Origin of the sequence: Silicimonas algicola, from assembly GCF_003148765.1 — a bacterium.
GTDB lineage: Bacteria > Pseudomonadota > Alphaproteobacteria > Rhodobacterales > Rhodobacteraceae > Silicimonas > Silicimonas algicola.
Genome location: NZ_QGGV01000001.1, coordinates 402,921 through 421,825, shown reverse-complemented (window position 1 = coordinate 421,825; position 18,905 = coordinate 402,921). Strand labels below are relative to the sequence as shown.

Annotated in this window: 21 protein-coding genes; 13 read left to right on the top strand and 8 right to left on the bottom strand. The window is 65.1% G+C overall.

The window, feature by feature from the left end; all coding sequences use genetic code 11:
* Positions 1-14: 14 nt before the first annotated feature.
* From purQ to purC, 4 genes are all read right to left on the bottom strand, one after another.
* Positions 15-683 (bottom strand): phosphoribosylformylglycinamidine synthase subunit PurQ, encoded by a 669-nt coding sequence (gene purQ / locus C8D95_RS02120; RefSeq protein ID WP_109757483.1) that lies wholly within the window; start codon positions 681-683, stop codon positions 15-17.
* An 82-nt stretch (positions 684-765) separates the two neighbouring features.
* Positions 766-1,803 carry a zinc-dependent alcohol dehydrogenase family protein gene (locus tag C8D95_RS02115; RefSeq protein ID WP_109757482.1) on the bottom strand — a complete coding sequence of 346 codons (1,038 nt, stop codon included), beginning with the start codon at positions 1,801-1,803 and terminating at the stop codon, positions 766-768.
* Positions 1,803-2,042, bottom strand: coding sequence for a phosphoribosylformylglycinamidine synthase subunit PurS (purS, locus tag C8D95_RS02110; protein WP_109757481.1), 240 nt, complete (start codon positions 2,040-2,042; stop codon positions 1,803-1,805). The genes C8D95_RS02115 and purS overlap by 1 nt, the downstream gene beginning before the upstream one ends.
* Before the next feature lie 137 nt (positions 2,043-2,179).
* Complete coding sequence (gene purC / locus C8D95_RS02105; protein WP_109757480.1) at positions 2,180-2,941, bottom strand: phosphoribosylaminoimidazolesuccinocarboxamide synthase; 762 nt, start codon at positions 2,939-2,941, stop codon at positions 2,180-2,182.
* A gap of 321 nt (positions 2,942-3,262) precedes the next feature.
* Between purC and C8D95_RS02100 the strand changes: the two genes are divergently transcribed.
* The 3 genes from C8D95_RS02100 to C8D95_RS21895 all read left to right on the top strand — a co-directional run bounded on the left by C8D95_RS02100 (position 3,263) and on the right by C8D95_RS21895 (position 5,739).
* Complete coding sequence (locus C8D95_RS02100; protein WP_109757479.1) at positions 3,263-3,577, top strand: DUF1476 domain-containing protein; 315 nt, start codon at positions 3,263-3,265, stop codon at positions 3,575-3,577.
* A gap of 84 nt (positions 3,578-3,661) precedes the next feature.
* Positions 3,662-5,593: a phosphatidylglycerol lysyltransferase domain-containing protein gene (locus C8D95_RS02095; RefSeq protein ID WP_109757478.1), complete on the top strand. Its 1,932-nt coding sequence runs from the start codon at positions 3,662-3,664 to the stop codon at positions 5,591-5,593.
* A complete protein-coding gene (locus C8D95_RS21895) occupies positions 5,590-5,739 on the top strand; it encodes a hypothetical protein (RefSeq protein WP_164721562.1) in 150 nt (49 codons plus the stop codon). Before C8D95_RS02095 ends, C8D95_RS21895 begins: the two co-directional genes overlap by 4 nt.
* 55 nt (positions 5,740-5,794) lie before the next feature.
* Here C8D95_RS21895 and coaD read toward each other — a convergent pair whose 3' ends face one another.
* From coaD to C8D95_RS02080, 3 genes are all read right to left on the bottom strand, one after another.
* Positions 5,795-6,295: a pantetheine-phosphate adenylyltransferase gene (gene coaD, locus C8D95_RS02090; RefSeq protein WP_109757477.1), complete on the bottom strand. Its 501-nt coding sequence runs from the start codon at positions 6,293-6,295 to the stop codon at positions 5,795-5,797.
* A 70-nt stretch (positions 6,296-6,365) separates the two neighbouring features.
* Entirely contained in the window at positions 6,366-6,800 is a 435-nt protein-coding gene (locus tag C8D95_RS02085; protein ID WP_109757476.1) for a CBS domain-containing protein, read from the bottom strand.
* A gap of 61 nt (positions 6,801-6,861) precedes the next feature.
* Entirely contained in the window at positions 6,862-7,749 is an 888-nt protein-coding gene (locus tag C8D95_RS02080; RefSeq protein WP_109757475.1) for a LysR family transcriptional regulator, read from the bottom strand.
* Between the two features lie 104 nt (positions 7,750-7,853).
* On the opposite strand from C8D95_RS02080, the gene C8D95_RS02075 reads away from it, so the two are divergent.
* The 6 genes from C8D95_RS02075 to C8D95_RS02050 all read left to right on the top strand — a co-directional run bounded on the left by C8D95_RS02075 (position 7,854) and on the right by C8D95_RS02050 (position 12,932).
* The gene (locus C8D95_RS02075) at positions 7,854-9,353 is read left to right on the top strand and encodes a CoA-acylating methylmalonate-semialdehyde dehydrogenase (protein WP_109757474.1); all 1,500 of its coding nucleotides are present in this window, start codon (positions 7,854-7,856) and stop codon (positions 9,351-9,353) included.
* A 98-nt stretch (positions 9,354-9,451) separates the two neighbouring features.
* Complete coding sequence (locus C8D95_RS02070) at positions 9,452-9,769, top strand: cupredoxin domain-containing protein (protein ID WP_109757473.1); 318 nt, start codon at positions 9,452-9,454, stop codon at positions 9,767-9,769.
* 79 nt (positions 9,770-9,848) lie between these two features.
* Complete coding sequence (hisC, locus tag C8D95_RS02065) at positions 9,849-10,931, top strand: histidinol-phosphate transaminase (protein WP_109757472.1); 1,083 nt, start codon at positions 9,849-9,851, stop codon at positions 10,929-10,931.
* Positions 10,928-11,845: a prephenate/arogenate dehydrogenase family protein gene (locus C8D95_RS02060; protein ID WP_109757471.1), complete on the top strand. Its 918-nt coding sequence runs from the start codon at positions 10,928-10,930 to the stop codon at positions 11,843-11,845. Before hisC ends, C8D95_RS02060 begins: the two co-directional genes overlap by 4 nt.
* Positions 11,842-12,420: an extensin-like domain-containing protein gene (locus tag C8D95_RS02055; protein ID WP_109757470.1), complete on the top strand. Its 579-nt coding sequence runs from the start codon at positions 11,842-11,844 to the stop codon at positions 12,418-12,420. Before C8D95_RS02060 ends, C8D95_RS02055 begins: the two co-directional genes overlap by 4 nt.
* Positions 12,417-12,932 carry a hypothetical protein gene (locus tag C8D95_RS02050; RefSeq protein ID WP_109757469.1) on the top strand — a complete coding sequence of 172 codons (516 nt, stop codon included), beginning with the start codon at positions 12,417-12,419 and terminating at the stop codon, positions 12,930-12,932. Before C8D95_RS02055 ends, C8D95_RS02050 begins: the two co-directional genes overlap by 4 nt.
* Here the strand turns inward: C8D95_RS02050 and C8D95_RS02045 are convergent.
* Entirely contained in the window at positions 12,929-13,912 is a 984-nt protein-coding gene (locus tag C8D95_RS02045) for a DUF2125 domain-containing protein (RefSeq protein WP_109757468.1), read from the bottom strand. The two genes, C8D95_RS02050 and C8D95_RS02045, sit on opposite strands and share 4 nt — an antisense overlap.
* Before the next feature lie 44 nt (positions 13,913-13,956).
* Between C8D95_RS02045 and C8D95_RS02040 the strand changes: the two genes are divergently transcribed.
* From C8D95_RS02040 to C8D95_RS02025, 4 genes are all read left to right on the top strand, one after another.
* Entirely contained in the window at positions 13,957-14,517 is a 561-nt protein-coding gene (locus C8D95_RS02040) for a gamma-glutamylcyclotransferase (protein ID WP_109757467.1), read from the top strand.
* A gap of 78 nt (positions 14,518-14,595) precedes the next feature.
* A complete protein-coding gene (locus C8D95_RS02035) occupies positions 14,596-15,378 on the top strand; it encodes a transglutaminase-like domain-containing protein (protein ID WP_109757466.1) in 783 nt (260 codons plus the stop codon).
* 100 nt (positions 15,379-15,478) lie between these two features.
* Complete coding sequence (locus C8D95_RS02030; protein ID WP_109757465.1) at positions 15,479-16,657, top strand: biopolymer transporter ExbB; 1,179 nt, start codon at positions 15,479-15,481, stop codon at positions 16,655-16,657.
* 3 nt (positions 16,658-16,660) lie between these two features.
* Complete coding sequence (locus C8D95_RS02025; protein WP_109757464.1) at positions 16,661-18,808, top strand: peptidoglycan -binding protein; 2,148 nt, start codon at positions 16,661-16,663, stop codon at positions 18,806-18,808.
* Positions 18,809-18,905 lie beyond the last annotated feature (97 nt).

The window sequence follows — 18,905 nt, the reverse complement described above, 5'->3', positions numbered from 1 at the left end:
GCGGCGCTCCTCGCTCAAGCGGCGACGCGGGTCGCGGCAAGGGCGGCGAAGAGGGCCCGTCCGTCGGCGGGTCCAAGTGCCGGATCGGCTGCGCGCTCGGGGTGCGGCATCAGCCCGAGGACGCGCCTGTTTTCCGACAGGATGCCGGCTATACGATCGACTGACCCGTTGACGTCCTGTGCATAGCGGAAGGCGACGCGGTCCTCGCCCTTCAGGCGCGCGAGCGTCGCCTCATCCGTCGTGTAGTTTCCGTCATGGTGGGCCACGGGGAAGGTGACGGTCTGGCCCAGCTTGTAACCACGGGTGAAATCGCTGTCCGCCGTAGCGACATCGAGAACCACGGGCTTGCAGATGAACTTGAGCCCCGCATTCCGCATCAGTGCCCCGGGCAGTAGCCCGGTCTCGAGGAGAACCTGGAAGCCGTTGCAGATGCCGATGGCATAGCCGCCCCTCTCGACGTGCGACCGGAGAGCGGAGGTGATCGGCGACCTCGCCGCAATCGCCCCGCAGCGAAGGTAATCGCCGAAGGAAAAGCCGCCGGGGACACCGACGATGTCGACGTTCGCGGGTAGGTCGCTGTCCTTGTGCCAGACCATGTCGACCTGGAAGCCCGCGTTGCGGAAGGCGACGGCAAGGTCGCGGTCGCAGTTCGATCCGGGGAAGACAAGGACGGCGGCTTTCATGGGCGGTGCTCCGGATCGGGAATGGGGCTCATTTGCTCTGTCGGACGTGAAAACTCAAGTCAGCCTGGCCGGAAAGTGTCTCCTACCCCGAAAACTCCGTGATCACTGCCACCCCCGGCGGCGTCGGGCCGTTGAAAGCCGCCAATTCCGCGGACGTTTCGGACAGTCCCACCTCTCGGGCAACGATCGGATTGAGGTCCACGTGTCCACCGTCGATCAGGCTCAAAAGCGACGGGTAGCGGTGCGCGGGCATGCCCCTGGTGCCGTAAAGTGCAAGGTTGCCCATGTAGACTTGGTTCAAGTTCACCTCCTGAACCGCATGGTGGCCGACTGGCATCCCGACCTGGACGTGACGTCCCAGCGGTCTCAGGCAGGCGATGGAGGCAGCGACAGTGGCGGGAAAACCGAGCGCCTCGACCGAGACGTGCGCCCCTCCGCCGGTGATGTCCCGAATTTTCGCAGCGGTGTCTGTCTCGGCCGCGTTGACGGTGAAATCCGCACCCAGACCTTTTGCATGCGCAAGTTTCTCGGCCACGATGTCGGTGACGATAACCCGGGCGCCCAGAGCACGTCCCAGGAGCATGGCCGCGAGGCCGATCCCGCCGGTGCCGTGGACGGCGAGCCATTCGCCAGGCCTCAAGGCGGCGCGGCCGGTCAGCGCGTGCCAGGCGGTCGTTACGCGGCAGCCGAGAGCCGCCGCCAATGTGGGCGACATGGCTTCGGGCAGGCGGGCCAGGTTGTGATCGCGGGGCACGGCGACGTATTCGGCAAAGGCGCCGGGTTCGATGAAGCCGGGCAGGCGCTGATCGAGGCAGGTATTCGACTCGCCCGCGCGGCAGTTCGGACAAGTGCCGCAGGCGAGGATGAAGGGCGCGATCAGCTTGTCGCCCACCTTGAACTGGGCGCGCGGACCGGCCGCGACGACCTCTCCGCAATACTCGTGCCCGCCGATCTGACCGGGTTTCACCCTCGGGTGTTCACCGACCCATCCATGCCAGTCCGAGCGGCAGATGCCGCAGGCGAGGACCTTCAGGACCACACCGTCCTCGGGGCACTCGGGGTCGGCCACGTCCTCGATCGACAGCGGTTCCCGGTAGGCGCGGAGAACGGCAGCACGCATCAGAGAAGCTCCACGTCGTATTGCTCGATCACGGTATTCGCAAGAAGCGTCTCGCACATGCGCGCGACGTCGGCCCCGGCTTTCGCGCGGTCGGTCTCGGCGAGGTCGAGCTCGATGACCTTGCCCTGCCGCACCCCCGTCACCCCTTCGAAGCCGAGCGTGCCGAGAGCATGGCGCACCGCCTCGCCCTGGGGGTCGAGAACGCCGGTCTTGAGCATGATGTGAACGCGCGCTTTCATGGTCTTCCCCCGTCGCTGCTGTCGCCGGAGCTATCGCGTATCCGCCTGCGTTTGTAAAACCCTCGCTGAGGCAGCCTTCATCATGCATGCGGAGCCAGCGGCGACCTCGCCGGCCAGATGCAACGAGAAAGCCGGCGTCAGTTGATCAGCTTGGGCTTCTGCGCCGGGGTCACGTTCTGCGGCAGGACGCCAAGACGGCGCGCGACTTCGGTGTAGGCATCCGTCAGGTTGCCGAGATCGCGGCGGAAGACATCCTTGTCGAGCTTCTGGCCTGTCTCCATGTCCCAGAGACGGCAGGAATCAGGGCTGATCTCGTCGGCGACGACGAGGCGCTGATAATCGCCGTCCCAGATGCGTCCGATCTCGATCTTGAAGTCCACGAGCTTGATCCCGACGGCCAGGAAGCAGCCGGAGAGGAAGTCGTTTACCCGCAGAGCCAGGGCGACCATGTCGTCGAGATCCTGCTGATTGGCCCATCCGAAGGCGACGATGTGCTCTTCCGAGACCAGAGGGTCGCCGAGCGCGTCGTCCTTGAGGCAGAATTCCACAATCGGTCGCGGAAGGAGCGTTCCCTCCTCGAGCCCGAGACGCGTCGACATCGAGCCGGCAGCGTAGTTCCGGACGACGACCTCGAGCGGAATGATCTCGACCGAACGGATGAGCTGCTCGCGCATGTTGATGCGGCGGATGAAGTGCGTCGGTACGCCGATCTGGGCGAGACCCTTCATGAAGAACTCGGAAAGGCGGTTGTTGAGGACGCCCTTGCCCTCGATGATGGCGCGCTTCTGGGCGTTGAAGGCGGTGGCGTCGTCCTTGAAGTACTGCACCAGAGTGCCCGGCTCGGGACCTTCGTAAAGGATCTTGGCCTTGCCCTCGTAAACCTTCTTGCGCCGCGCCATGTTGGCCCTTTCCGGGAAACGTCACCGCGCGCGGAAAAATTTCCACGCGCGTGATGGCGTCTCTTTAGGGCAAAGCGGGCGTTGCGGCAAGCGCCAGGCCCTTGCCTGCAGGCTTTGCTGCGAACGGGAAGGTGTCGAACGGTTTATCCGGCCAGGAGGCAGGCCGTCCGATAATTCCATGATTGGATTTCGGTGACAATGCATTGTCCCACTGACCATTCGGCGAGGTGCGGCGCAGAGACGTATCCGCCCCTCTGCCCTTGCGACGCGCGCCCCGGAGAGGCATATGGAACGTGAAAAGCTTTGCCGGGAAGATCAGCCATGTCCACGTTCGACGACCGCGAAAACGCCTTCGAATCCAAGTTCGCCCATGATGCCGACATGCAGTTCCGGGCCGAAGCGCGCCGGAACAAGCTTTTGGGTCTCTGGGCTGCCGACAAGATGGGCAAGTCGGCGGAAGACGCGGCGGCCTATGCGAAAGAGGTTGTGAAGGCCGACTTCGAGGAAGCAGGGCATGACGACGTCGTGCGCAAGGTCTCGAAGGACATGGGCGATCTCGCGACCGAAGCGGAAATTCGCGCGAAGTTGAGCGAGCTCCTCGTCGTCGCCAAGGCTCAGCTCATGGAAGAGATCTGAGTCGACGCTCTGCCGGCCGTTAAGTCCGCATCAATCCGTCTCTCATAGAGCCTGACCCCGGGGGCGTCCTTCGGGGTGCGGGTCATGAGTTTCTTTCCGTCACTTTCTGCGGCAGGCGCAGGCGCGCGCGCCAGATTGCGGACCTTCGGAGCCATTGCTGTGGCTGCTGTCTGCGCGGCACTCGTCGTGCGGCACCTCGGCGAGGTCAGCCTGCTGACCGTCGCAGAGGAGGTTCGCGGCATCGGCGCGGCTCAATGGCTGATCGCTCTGGTCGCCACCTGCGCCAGCTTCGCTGCGGCCGGTCAATACGACGCCCTTTTCCACCGTTGGCTCGGCACGGGCGTCAGGGCGGCACGCGCGGGAGTTTCCGGAGCAGTGGCCATCGCACTGGCGCAGACGCTCGGCTTCGGGCTCGCCACAGGCGCCATCGCCCGCTGGCGCGCATTGCCGGAACTCAGTCTGCCGAACGCCCTTCGCGTGACGAACTATGTCTCGTTCACTTTCATGGCAGCCCTCTCGGTTCTTGCGGCGCTGGCGCTGTCAGTGTCGGACATCGGGTCGGGCGGAGCGGGAGTTTCAGGTCTCTTCGTTATTCCGCCGATGGTCGGCTACCTGGTCCTTTCAGTGGCACAGCCCGCCTGGCTTCCGGTGAGTTTGCCACCCCTTCGCCTAGTCGGACGTCTGACCGTTCTTGCGATCACGGACACAGCGCTTGCGTCTCTGGCGCTGTGGGCCCTGTTGCCAGCGGGCAGCCAGCCTGACTTCAGCGTCTTTCTCGCTGCTTTCCTCGTCGCTCTCGGAGCGGGCCTCCTATCCGGCGCTCCGGGCGGTGTGGGACCGTTCGAGCTGGCGCTGGTGACACTCCTCCCAGCCGTCCCCGAGACGGAACTGATGGCCGCTGTCTTGGCCTTTCGGCTGGTCTACTACGCGCTCCCTGCCTGTGCCGCCCTAGTCGTGCTGGCGCGCCCTTCGGTGGACCGCGCCCTTCGACGAACCATCGTCCCTGCCTTGCCTCCCGCCGTCCGCGCCGAGGCCGGGCTGGCCCGTCAATCCGGACAGCTGTCCGTTGTCGATGGACTTGGACTGCATGTAGTCGAGGCGTCCCAATGCCTCGTGGCGCTCGGCTCGCCTGTCTGTGGGGAGAGGATGACGCGGCCCTCCTTGAGAGACTTCGGCGACCTGGCGAGGCAGCGGAACCTGTTCCCGGCTCTCTACAAGGCGGACGCGCGGACGGCGGGGGTCGCACGCCGGTCGGGGTGGACTGTCCTCGCGGTCTCGGAAGACGCCTCGGTCTCGCCCGCGGACTTTGCGCTCGATGTGCCGGAGCGTCGACAGCTTCGCCGCAAGCTTGGCAGGGCAAGAAAGGCCGGGGTGACGATCGAGTCCGCGGGGCGCCTTCCGCTTCAGGATATGTCCCGTGTGGCCGGCAACTGGACGAAACGTACAGGAGGCGAGCGCGGGTTCAGCATGGGCCGATACTGTCCGGATTACCTAGCCGGCCAGCGGGTCTGGCTGGCTCGGCGCGATGGCCGCCTCGTGGCTTTCGCCAGCTTTCACATCGCGAAGGCCGAGTGGTGTCTGGACCTGATGCGGAACGAGGCAGACATGCCGGACGGCACGATGCACGCGTTGATCGCAGCCGCGCTTGAGGCCGCCCGCGCCGAGGGCGTGAGGCGCGTGTCGCTGGCCGCAATGCCGCTGGAAAGCGGCCACCCCGTCCTGCGCCGATTGACGTGCCGACGCGAAGCGCAGGGCCTGCGGCAGTTCAAGTGCTCGTTTCACCCGCGACGCCAGACGCTCTATCTCGCCGCACCCAACCTCGCCCTGCTTGTACTCGCAGGGACGGACATTCTCCTTAGGATCGCGAAGCCTCTGCCTCTCCTGGCCTCCACAGGGCTGTCGAGCACCATGCGTCCAATGCAAGGCGGGCATTCCAACATGGACGTTGTTCCGGCCATCTGCAGACCTCATGTTGGCGGTAACAGAACACAGATGACACAGGAAAAGAACCGATGACACTAATCGCCGATCTCAAGAAACGCGCCGCTTACCGCCGGACCGTCCGGGCGCTGCGCAACATGCCCCTCGACACCGCGCTCGACCTCGACATCTACCGGGGCGATGCGAAGGATATCGCGCGCCGCGCGGTCTACGGAGCGTGACGCACGCCTCCTCGTTGAAATAACGCACGGGCGGCCAGTGGCCGCCCTTTTCGTATCATCGCTTAGAGGCGAACCGCGCAACCAGCGCGTCGCAGACCGCTGGTGTCACGAACTTGGAGACGTCCCCGCCGAGGCGCGCGATTTCCTTGACAAGCTTCGACGCGATCGCTTGGTGCTCCGCCTCGGCCATAAGAAACACGGTCTCGACCGTGTCGTCGAGCTGACGGTTCATGCCGACCATCTGATACTCGTATTCGAAATCGGCCACCGCACGCAGGCCGCGAATGATGATCCCCGCGCCGACATCGCGCGCGCAGTCGATCAGAAGGTTTTCGAAGGGATGGGGGACGATCTCGACGCCTGTCCGTTCGGCGATGGCGCCGCATTCGGCCTCGATCATCGCCACGCGCTCCTCAAGTGGAAACAGCGGTCCCTTGTCGCGGTTGATCGCGACACCAATCACCAGCCTGTCGACCAATACGGTCGCGCGCTCGATGATGTCGAGATGTCCTAGCGTGACCGGGTCGAAGGTGCCGGGATAGAGGCCGATGCGCATGTGGGGGCTCCTCCGCCGGTGCGTGCCGGGGCTTGGTGCCACGGACCGGTTCGGCCCGCAAGCAATTGATCTAGAAGCCCTTGATCATGCCTTCCAGCGCATTCTTCTCCATCGACAGCTCCGACAGCCGCGCCTTGACCACGTCCCCGATCGAGATCAGGCCGGCCATGTCGTCGCCATCCATGACCGGCATGTGACGGAAACGGCCTTCGGTCATCTTGCCCAGAACCTGTTCGTCCGTCTCGTCGGGGGTGCAGGTGATCATCGCACGCGTCATCAGCGTATCGACGGTGTCGTTCAGGCAGCCCTGCCCCCTGCGGCCCAACTCGCGCACTATGTCGCGTTCGGAGAGGATGCCGAGAGGCGTTCCGCCCTCGCCAGTGATGACGATGGCGCCGATGCGCTTTTCGGACAGAAGGCGCGCGGCGTCGGACACGGAAGCGCCGCTGGCCAGACCGATCACGTCGGTGCCGCCCTTCATGCCAAGAATCTGACGAACCAACATGAATGTGCCTCCCGAGGACGTGTGATCTTGGGTCGAGCGTTCTCCACAGGGGCGCCACCTGTCAAGGTTGAGTGCGTCGCGCCATTTCGGCACGGAGACCCTCCGCCAGTGTGGTGGCGAAGCGGTTGAGCCGTTCGACGCGCGCGTCGTCATCATGCCGGATCAGCCAGAAGGCACGCGTCAGTGTCATCTGGTCCTTGAGGACGGGCATCAGTTCGGGCGCATCGGGCATCGCGAAATCATGGACGACGCCAATGCCGGCGCCCGCCCGCAACAGGGCAAGCTGAACCGACACGAGGTTCGAGGCAGCGTCGATCCGCGAAAGTCCGAGTTCTGCGAGATAGTCGAGTTCGGGGTCGAAGATCATGTCCGGGATGTAGCCGACGACGGGATGACCTGCGAGATCGGCCCGCGTCCGGATTGGCTCGTGGCCGTCAAGATAGGCGCGGGAGGCGGCGAGGTGCAGCGCGTAGTCGGAGATCTTCTGGATGCGCAGTCGCCCCGTCCGCGGTCGAGACACGGCGATAGCCATATCTGCTTCGCGCTTGGACAGGTTGAAGACGCGCGGCAGCGCCACGATCTGCACCGACAGACCCGGGTTTGCCACAACGATGCTTTGCACGACATGGGGAAGAAGAAAGGTGGCGCAGCCGTCAGGAGCGCCCACGCGAATCGTGCCGGTCAGCGTATGTTCGTCGCCCCGCACCTCGGACAAGGCTTCGGTCATGGCCTGTTCGGCCGCTTCGGCATGGGCGCGGAGACGCTCGCCCGCAGGTGTCGAGACATAGCCCTGGGGAGATTTGACGAACAGCACTGCGTCCATCTCGGCTTCCAGGCGCGCGATGCGGCGGCCCACTGTCGCGGGGTCGAGCCTCAGGGTTCGGGAGGCGCCTGACAGGCTTTCCTCCCGCGAGACGGACAGGAATATACGCATGTCGTCCCAATTCATCTGGCGTGAGCTCCTGCATTTCCGCAAAGCCTTTTTGGGAAACTGCCGCTTTTCGGACTACCGCGCCAGCCCTTAAGGTCCGTCGCAACAAGCAGGAGGATTCGATGGAAGATCTATCCCACTACATCGACGGTCAGCGCGTGCAGGGCGCATCGGGCCGTTTCGCAGATGTCTTCAACCCCGCCACGGGCGAGGTTCAGGCCCGGGTGCCGCTGGCGACCAAGGTCGAATTGGACGAGGCGGTCGCCAAGGCAGCCGAGGCTCAGAAGGCCTGGGGCGCCACCAACCCGCAGCGGCGGGCGCGCGTGATGATGGCCTTCGGGCGCCTCATCAACGAGAACATGGACAAGCTGGCCGAGCTGGTCAGCCGAGAGCATGGCAAGACCATCCCCGATGCGAAAGGCGACGTGCAGCGCGGTCTCGAAGTCGTCGAAGTCTGCATGGGTGCGCCCAGTCTTCTGAAGGGCGAGTTCACCAACGACGGCGGACCCGGCATCGACCTCTATTCTATGCGCCAGCCGCTTGGCGTGGTGGCCGGCATCACGCCGTTCAACTTTCCCGCGATGATCCCGCTGTGGAAGATGGCGCCTGCCCTGTCCTGCGGCAACGCGATGATCCTGAAGCCGTCCGAGCGGTGCCCGTCGACGTCGCTGATGCTGGCCGAGCTTCTGAAGGAGGCAGGGCTTCCCGACGGCGTTCTCCAGGTCGTCAACGGCGACAAGGAGGTCGTCGACGCAATCCTCGACAACGAGACGATCCAGGCCGTGGGCTTCGTCGGCTCGACCCCGATCGCGCAGTACATCTACGGCCGCGCGGCATCGAACGGAAAGCGCGCACAATGCTTCGGCGGCGCGAAGAACCACATGATCATCATGCCCGACGCCGACCTCGACAAGGCTGCGGATGCGCTGGTTGGGGCAGGCTTCGGCGCAGCAGGCGAGCGCTGCATGGCGATCTCGGTCGCCGTGCCCGTGGGCGAAAAGACGGCGGATGCGCTGCGCGAGCGTCTGGTGCCCCGGATCGAGAAGCTGAAGGTCGGTCCCTACACTGCCGGCGACGATGTCGACTTCGGTCCGGTCATCACCGCCGCCGCCAAGAAGCGGATCGATGGTTTGGTGGACAGGGGCGTCGAAGAAGGGGCGGATCTCGTCGTCGACGGACGCGGCTTCACGATGCAAGGCTACGAGAACGGCTTCTTCGTCGGTCCGTCCTATTTCGACCGGGTCACGCCCGACATGGAGATCTACAAGGAAGAGATCTTCGGTCCGGTCCTGAGCCAGGTCCGCGCCAAGTCCTATGAAGAGGCGCTGAAGCTGACGATGGACAACCCCTATGGCAACGGCACCGCGATCTATACCGCCGACGGCGACACGGCGCGCGATTTCGCGAACCGGGTCAACGTGGGCATGGTCGGCATCAACTTCCCCATTCCCGTGCCCCTCAGCTACCACACCTTCGGCGGCTGGAAGAAGTCGTCCTTCGGCGACCTGAACCAGTATGGCCCGGACGCCTTCCGGTTCTACACGAAGACGAAGACCGTCACCGCGCGCTGGTTCTCCGGGATCAAGGACGGAGGCGAGTTCGCTTTCAAGGCGATGGACTGATGTGAAGATCGGGTGACCTGCCCCACTCCGGGGTGGGCCACCGACTTGCCGGGTCAGGGGCGCAGGAGCAGGATGCGATCTCCCAAGGAGGATCCGCCATGCTGACCAGACGCAACGCCCTGACTGCCCTTCTGTCCCTGCCCGTCCTGGCACTGGCCCGACCGGCACGCGCCGCCACGCACCAGGTCGCCATCAAGGGCTTCGCCTTCGAACCCGCCGTGTTGGACGTCGCGGCGGGCGACACCGTCGTCTTCACCAACGGTGACAGCGCCCCTCACACGGCATCGAGCAGCGCCTTCGACACCGGGCGTATCAACTTCGAGCAAAGCGCCGAGGTGACGATCCCTGCCGCCGGGACTTACGACTACACCTGCAAATTCCACCCGATGATGAAGGGCCGGATCGTCGCCCGATAGGGGCGCCGGGCCGGCAGCATTGAGTCTGGCCTAGGACGGCACGCGCGGCTAAGAACGGCCGGAACCGCGAGGCTGATCCATGACCATACGACCGAAGACCGGGATCGAAGAGATCGTCCTCTACAAGGCAGGCGACGCGAAGGTCGCCGGTCGGGGCGATGTCCTCAAGCTGTCATCGAACGAAAATCCCTATGGCGCTCCCGACAGCGCGAAGGCAGCGTTTGCACGCGCGGTTCACGATCTCCACCGCTATCCGCCGACCGACCACGCCGAACTCAGGGCGGCCATCGCCGAGGTCCACGGCCTCGACCCTGAGCGGATCGTCTGCGGGGCCGGTTCGGACGAAATCATCACATTCCTCTGCCAAGCCTATACGCAGCCGGGCGACGAGGTGATCCACACCGAACATGGCTTCTCGATGTACGCCATTTCGGCGCGGGCGGCGGGTGCGACACCCGTCGAGGTGCCAGAGCGCGAACGCAAGGTGGACGTGGATGCTATCCTAGCGGGCGTGACCGAGCGCACGAAGCTCGTCTTCGTGGCGAACCCCGGCAACCCGACCGCCACTATGATCGGTGGAAACGAAACTGCCCGGCTGGCGGCCGAACTGCCGCCTCATGTTCTTCTGGTCCTCGACGGCGCCTATTCGGAATACGTCGAGGGCTTCGACGGCGGCGCGTCTTTGACGGAGTCGCGCGACAACGTGGTGATGACGCGCACCTTCTCGAAGATGTACGGGCTGGGCGGCCTGCGGATCGGCTGGGGCTACGGGCCGAAGGACGTGATCGACAACCTCAACCGCGTGCGGGGTCCCTTCAACCTCTCGCAAGCGCAGCTTGCCGCCGCCGAGGCCGCCGTCCGCGACCGTGATTGGGCTGCCCGCTGCCGCGCCGACAACACGCGGATGCGAGACTGGCTCCAGCACGCGCTTGCCGAACTAGGCGTCCCTTCGGATACCTCGAGCGCGAATTTCATCCTGGCCCGCTTCGCGAGCCCCTCCGAGGCCGACGACTGCGAGGCCAGACTGCGGGGGGACGGGATCCTCGTGCGGAAGGTCGGCGGATACAAGCTGCCTCAGTGCCTGCGCATCACGGTCGGGACCGAGGCCGACTGCCGCCGCGTCGCCGCTTCCGTCGCGCGTTTCCGGGAGCAGACGGCGTGAACCGCATCTACGACCGCGTGGCGCTGATCGGCTTGGGTCTGATCGCTTCGTCTATGGCGCACGCGATCCGCAGGGCCGGTCTGGCCGGCGAGATCGTCGGCACCGCCCGATCCGAGGAAACGCGCGAGACAGTCCGAGAACTGGGATTCTGCGACAAGGTCGTAGACAGCGCGACGCAGGCCGTCGAAGGCGCCGATCTCGTCGTCCTAGCCGTACCGGTTGGCGTAATGGACGAGATCGCCAGGGAAATCGGCCCCCACCTTGCGCAGGGGACGACGGTGACCGACGTCGGATCCGTCAAGCGATCGGTGATCGACGCAGTGGCGCCGCATATCCCGGAGGGCGTCCATTTCATACCCGGGCACCCATTGGCGGGCACCGAGCATTCCGGGCCGCGCTCCGGTTTCGCGACACTCTTCGACAATCGTTGGTGCATCCTGCTTCCCGGCGAGACGTCCGACCCCGATGCTCTCGCCCGCCTCCGCGCCTTCTGGGAGGGCCTCGGTGCCAACGTCGACGAGATGGACGTGGACCACCATGACCTCGTCCTGGCTGTCACGTCGCACTGTCCGCACCTCATCGCCTACACCATGGTCGGCGTGGCGGACGATCTTCGGCGCGTGACGGACAGCGAGGTCATCAAGTATTCAGCCGCAGGCTTTCGCGACTTCACGCGCATCGCGGCCTCGGATCCCACGATGTGGCGCGATGTCTTCCTGAACAACCGGGAGGCCACGCTCGAAATTCTGGGGCGATTCACCGAAGAGCTTTTCGCGCTTCAGCGCGCGATCAGAACGGGTGACGGAACCTTGCTCTTCGATTATTTTACTCGGACTAGGGCGATCAGGCGGGGCATCATCGAGGCGGGTCAAGACACCGACGCGCCTGACTTCGGACGGGGAAAGACGAAATGAAGAAGAATGCCGCACTTTTTCTGGTGATGGCTCTTGCCGCTTGCGGCGGAGGACAGAAGCACTCCGACATGCCCATTCCCGGGCTCATCGCCGAGAAGCGGGGCGAGATCGACGGCCCCGGCGGTTGCGGCGTGACGAACGCCCTTCTGGTCACCGAGGCGGCGGGTGTCACGCTGACGGAGCCCGCCCTATTGACTCAAGCTGCTGCGCATACACTGAACGCCTGGCTTGCCACGCGGGCCATCCCCGAAATCGGGAAGCGCGGCGGCGGGTTGTCGGCTGTTCGTGTCGCCTCCCACTATTCCTGCCGGACGCGGAACAGCCAGAAAGGCGCCCGCCTGTCCGAACATGCTGCGGGACGGGCGATCGACATCTCGGCCTTCATCCTTGCCGACGGATCTCAGATCACGGTCGAGGACGGCTGGCGCAGCGCTGACGGTCCTCTGCTGAAGCGGCTTCACGCCTCGGCCTGCGGCCCGTTCGGCACCGTTCTCGGTCCCAACTCCGACGCGCATCACCACGATCACTTTCACTTCGACGTCGCCGACTACCGGTCCGGCGCCTATTGCCGATGACCGTGTTTGCCCGCGACGATGCCCTCGACGCGTTCCTGGCGCATCTCGGTGCCCCGCTTGGGGAGCTCGCGCCTGCAGAAGCGGTGCGCCTCATGCTGGATTTCTACGCCGAGGTGACGGCCAAGGGCGTTGTCGACGACGAGCACGACGGCGACATGCTTCTGTTCCAGTGGGGCGTTCCGCGACGGCGGCCGGAGGTCTTTCTCGTCAACATGACGCGCCAGCTCATCTATCCCCTCGATGAACCCGGCAGCACCGAGCCGGACGATGACGACGACGGCTGGGACGACAAGGATCTCGACGACGAGGGCGAGACCGAGATCTGGCAGCTTCGACTGGATTACGAGATCGCCGCCGACGAAGCGCTCACCGGTCTGGGCCGCGGTGATATCTGGTGCCGCACCCGCGACGACCTCATGACGTTTCGGGACGAAGTCCTGGGGACGGAAGCCTTCCGCGCGCTCGAGGATCATCCCGTAAGTGCGTCGGATGTGGATTTCGGCGCGGTTTAGCGCAGAACCGGCGCGGGCCCCAGAGGAATGGGGCCGAGGTTCATCAGTCCCTCTCCGAAGGCCAGCGGCAACTCTAGACTGCCGTCCGACGTCTCGATAACTCCGAATGCAGTCTCGAGGGCGCCAGTCGCATCGAGCGACACCAGACCCGTCTCGACCGCCATGCGCAGAAGACGCTTCCAGTCGCTCGTTGTAACGAGCAATGTGCCATCTGGCCGTCCCGTGCTGTCCACGATCAGTTCTCCGCGTGCGGCTAACTCCACTCCACCCCAATCGATCGAAAGATCCGCGAGATCTATGCGTTTGAGCGCGGGCAACCCGCTTTCCGCGGCCGCGCGATCAAGCGGTCCGTCGAGTTCCACCGTAGCGTCGAGGTGCAGCCGCGAGACCGTGTCGGCGAGGTCGCGCGACGGGTCGAGGAAGGCGCGCAGGGGTTCGGGCGGTTCAATGTCCGAGACCTCAACCCCCAGACGATAGGTGTCGACGGCAGCCTCGACGCGTTCTGCGGCCCCGCGCCCCTGCGTCAGCGCGAATGTCCATCCGGCGTCCGAACGCGCCTCGAGCGCCTCGACCACCAGACGTGCGCCGTCGAGGCCCAGCGACGTCGAGGCATCAAGGAAGATGGACGCCCTCGCATCGTCATGGTGGATCGCCACGGTTTCCCCGGCGACGGACAACGCGTGAGCGTGCGGCAGCACGGCGATGACGCGGGTCGGGCGGTATGACAGGGAAAGGAACTGCACGAACGGCGCGGTCCATGCGACGCCGCTTTGCGGATCAAGAAGGGCCACGTCGGTGACGGTGGTGTCGAACCGGCTGGGAAATCCGACAGTGTTCAACTCGCCGTAATTGGCAGACCAGCCATCGTTGCGCCGGTCCTCGATCCAAGCGGCGAGGCCCTTCTCGTAGGCAATCTGGCCGATGACCCACCAGACCATCCAGAGCAGCGCCCCGACCAACACGACGACCACAAGCCGCATCTCTGCCCCTTTCCCTGCCCTCGAGGGCCTGTTTTAAGGCGACCATGACGGAAGAGAAAGTCCTGCACCTCCGACCGCTTTGGGTCTTCGGATACGCCTCGCTCCTGTGGAACGCCGGGTTCCCGGTGGCGGAACGGCGAATGGCGACGCTTGACGGATATCACCGATCTTTCTGCATGTCGTCGATCCATCACAGGGGAACGCCCGAGCAGCCTGGCCTGGTCCTTGCTCTGGACAAGATGGAGGGCGCATCCTGTCGCGGTCTCGCCCTGCGCGTGGAAGACGGCCGGGAGGACGAGACGGTCGCATACCTACGCGACCGCGAACTTATCTCGTCGGCTTATGTCGAGCGGCTTGTTCCCCTGGACATGGGCGGCGGGGAACTCGTCACCGGACTGGCTTACGTCGTCGACACGCTGCACGAGCAATATGTCGCGGGACTTGCTCTGGAGGAACAGGCGCGCATCATCGCAGCCGCGATCGGCGGACGAGGACCAAACACCGAGTACCTATGGAATACCGCCGCCCACCTGAGCGAGATCGGCGTCGAAGATACCGACATGACTTGGCTGGCGGACCGCGTCCGCCAAATGAAATCGATTTGACGAACGGTCGGAACCCGTCAAGGTGGAGGGCGTTGGTGAAGGTTCTCATCACTCCCCCGGCCTGAAAGGCTTCTCCCCGTGCTTCAGAAAATCAAGGTCCGCCTGGACTACAACTTGCCTGCGCCGACCGACCTTCTGTTGCAGATCGAGGCGGCAGCGCTGCCGGATCAGACCATCCGGTCGGCCCATATCGACCTCGGCACGCCCGATCACTTCGCGCGTATCCCTGCCGAGGCAGGCGTGGGCGAGCGCATCTGGCTGAAGGTGGCGGGCAACTTCCGTGCGACCTATGAGGCGGAAATCGAGGTCACCCGGACGGCGGCCGACCTGTCGTCCCTGCCGATGACTCCGCCGCATCTTCTGGGCCCCGAACCAACGCGCTATCTGTTGCCGTCCCGGTATTGCCGGCCCGACCGTTTCCGCCCGGTGGTCGAGGAAACCTTCGGCGGCAGCGATGGCGGCACACAGGTCGCACAGATGCGCGACTGGATCGAAGAGCACTTCGAATACGTTCCTGGCGTGTCGGATGCCGGCACCACGGCGACGGACACCTTCCTCGCACGACAGGGCGTCTGCCGCGACTACGCGCACGTTCTCGTCGCCATGTGCCGCGCAGCATCCATCCCGGCTCGCGTAGCCAGCGTGTTCGCGCCCTCGGTCGAGCCGCCGGATTTCCACGCCGTCGCCGAGGTCTTTCTCGACGGCGCCTGGCACCTCGTCGATGCCACAGGAATGGACCGGGCGGACCGCATGGCGAAGATCGGCGTCGGGCTCGACGCGGCAGAGGTGAGCTTCCTGACTTCCTTCGCTCCGATCGAACTGGTCGATCAGGAGATCCTGGTCACCGAAATCAACGAGTAGACCACCCTTCATCCGGTCGCGAACCCCGTTTTTTATGCGGTTGGCACCCGTCTCCCGATTGCCTATTCTCGCTGAAAACCAGCACGAGGACCGGGGCCAGATGGACCAACCGGATCGCGAGGACGAGCGACAGTTTACCCAGCCGTACCGCCAGATCGTCACGATGTTCGTCGTGCTCGTTCTGGTCGGCTTCGGCGCCTACATCGCCTACCCGAAGGTGGCGCCGGTCTTTCTGGCGAGCCCCTGGCTGAACGGATTCATCGCCCTCGTTTTCGTCGTCGGCGTGGTGGCCTGTTTCCTTCAGGTCTTCCAGCTCGTCTCGTCGGTGTCGTGGATTGAAGGCTTCGCGCATGACAGGCCGGGACACCAGTTCACCAAGGCCCCTCGCATCCTCGCTCCCCTCGCCGCCCTTCTGCGCAAGCGCGGCGCGCGGACGCAGATCGGGTCGACCTCGGCGCGCTCCATCCTCGACTCCGTGGCAACGCGGATCGACGAGGCGCGCGACATCACTCGTTACCTCGGCAACCTGCTGATTTTTCTTGGCCTTCTCGGCACCTTCTACGGGCTCGCTACCACTGTGCCCGCGGTCGTCGACACCATCCGGTCGCTCGCTCCGCAAGAGGGCGACACGGGAGTGTCGGTTTTCGAGCGGCTCATGGGCGGACTCGAAAGCCAGCTTGGCGGAATGGGCGTGGCCTTTGCCTCGTCGCTTCTGGGACTGGCAGGATCGCTGGTGGTGGGTCTCCTCGAACTTTTCGCAAGCCACGGTCAAAACAGGTTTTACCGCGAGTTGGAGGAATGGCTGTCGGGGATCACCCGACTGGCCTTCGCGGGCGAGGAGGGCGGCGGTGCGGATCACGGCGCCCTCGCGCAATTGGCCGAACTGATGGCCGAGCGGCTGGATGCGATGCAATCCTTCTATTCGGATGCCGCAGACCGCCGCGAGACGGCCGAGTCCCGGATCGGCGATCTGGCTGCTGCCGTCGAATCCCTGTCGACGCAGCTTGCGGCCAGCAATGACACCTCGCGCCTTGTGGAAAGCCAGGAGCGCCTCGCTATGGCGTTGGAAGGCTTCGCCACCGAAGGCACGGGCGGTGCCGGCGCCTTCGACCCGGAAAGCCGCATGAGGTTGAGATCGATGGACGTTCAGATGCTGCGCATCCTCGAAGAGATCTCTGCCGGCCGCCAGGAAAGCATTGGCGAGCTTCGGGCGGATCTTGCGCAGCTGACGAAGGCGGTCCGCCTCAGCGGACGGCGGACCGAAAGCGGCGGGGTCTGACGCATGGCCTTGTCGCGACGCTCGGGCGGAAGGCAGATGTCGGCCACGATCTGGCCGGGGTTCGTCGATGCCATGACGGCGCTTCTTCTCGTGCTGATGTTCGTGCTCACGATCTTCATGATCGTGCAGGGTGTGCTGCGCGAGACGATCACCGGGCAGGAAAGCGAATTGGACAAGCTGGCCTCCGAGGTCACGGCACTGAGCCAGGCGCTTGGTCTGTCGCAACAGCAGACGGCTCGGCTGGAGGACGACATCGCGAGTCTCCAGTCGGAAAGCGACCGTCAGACAGCGCTGATCGCCAACCTGACGGGGCAAGTCGACGCCCAGTCCCGCACACTGGCCGAGCGAGACGCCGCCATAGCAAGTTTCGAGGACCAGGTGGCGACCCTTCTTGCACAGCGCGACGACGCGCGCGCCGAGGGCGAGCGCCTGACGGCGACGGTCGAGGATCTGGAAGCCGCGCGTGCGAGGCTGATCAGCGAACAGGAAGCGATGCAGCTTGCCCTCGCGCAGGCCCGCGACGAGATCGACGCCCAGGCCGAGGAGGCCCGGCTTGCGGCCGCCCGCCGCGAGGCGCTGGAGGCCTTGACCGCCGATCTGCAAGCCGAGGCTCAGGAGCGGGAGACGTCGCTGGCCTCGGCTCTGGCGGCCCTGACGGCAGCCGAGACGCGCGAGGCGGAATTGACCACGGCTGTCGAAGACGCCGAGCGCGTCCAGGCAGAACTCGACGCGACCGAAGCCGCGCGGCTTGCCGAGGCGGCTGCGGCAGAGACGCTCAGGGTGAGACTGGCCGAGGCCCAGGCGGCGCTCACCGACGAGGAAAAGGCGAGGCTGGCCGAAGCCGCGGCGGCAGAGGCCCTGCGCGAGAGGTTGAAGTCGGCCGATGCCGAGTTGACGGCGATGTCACTCGCTCTGGAGGAACAGCGGAAGAAGGCCGAAGAGACACTGACGCTTCTGGCCGCCGCCAACTCCGTCGAGGAAGAACTCGACGCCAAACTCGCCGACGCCCTGATCCGAATGGAGGCGGCCGAGGCCGGTCTGAGCGAGACGGAACTTGCGGCGACCGACCTCGAGGACAGGCTGACGCTGCTTCAGACCCAGAACGACACTGCTGCCGCCGAAATCGAAACGCTTCGGACGAGGCTGTCGGAATCCGAAGCTCGCGTTGCCCAAATGGACGCCGCGTCCGGCGAGCGCGACATGCAACTGGCCGCGCTGATGACCGAACGCGATGCGCTTCGGGCTGAGGTCGAAGGCCTGAAGGCGGCGAACGTCGATGCGTCGACCCTGAGAGAGCGTCTGGCCGCTGCTCTTGCCGCGAAGATCGCCGCCGAGAACGCCGGCATCGAGCAGATGACCGAGGCGGAGCGTCAGGCAACGCTTCTGTCCACCGCCCGCAAGCAACTTGCCGAGGAAGAGGCCGTCTCGGCGGACGCGCAGCGTGAGGTCGAGGCGCTGAACCAGCAGGTCGCCACGCTGCGTGCCGAACTCGATGGCCTGCAGGGCCTTCTCGACAGCGCCGCCGAGCGGGATAGCACGTCGAAGATCCGGATCGAAAATCTCGGCACGCAGCTCAACCAGGCGCTGGCTCGCGCCGCCGCCGAGGAGAAGAAACGCGCCGAACTCGAGGCTGCCGAAGCCGAAAGATTGCGCCTCGAAGCCGAGCGGCTCACCAGTGAGGTCGCTGACCTTGCCGACTACCGCTCGGAATTCTTCGGCACCCTGCGACGCCTTCTGGACGACCGCGAAGGCGTGCAGATCGTGGGCGATCGCTTTGTCTTCTCGTCCGAGGTGTTGTTCGAAAGCGCTTCGGCCACGCTGTCCCCCGCAGGGCGCTCGTCGATCGCCCAGGTCGCGGGACTCCTCGCCGATGTCGCGGATGACATCCCGGAAGGCATCGACTGGATCATCCGCGTCGATGGTCACACCGATAACGTTCCCTTGTCCGGGGGCGGCGCCTTCACCGACAACTGGGAATTGAGCCAGGCTCGCGCACTGTCGGTGGTGAAATACATGACCGACGCGCTTGGCTTCCCGCCCGAACGCCTTGCCGCAACGGGGTTCGGTGAATACCGCCCCGTCGATCCCTCCGATACGCCCGAGGCGCGCGCGGCCAACCGCAGGATCGAACTGAAGCTGACAGAACGGTAGGCCGCTTGCGGTCTGGTGCGGGACTGCGACAGCCTGTTGTGTCCAAGTGCTGAAACAGTGTGTTCAGCCCGAACCAGCCGAGAATCGCGTTAACCTT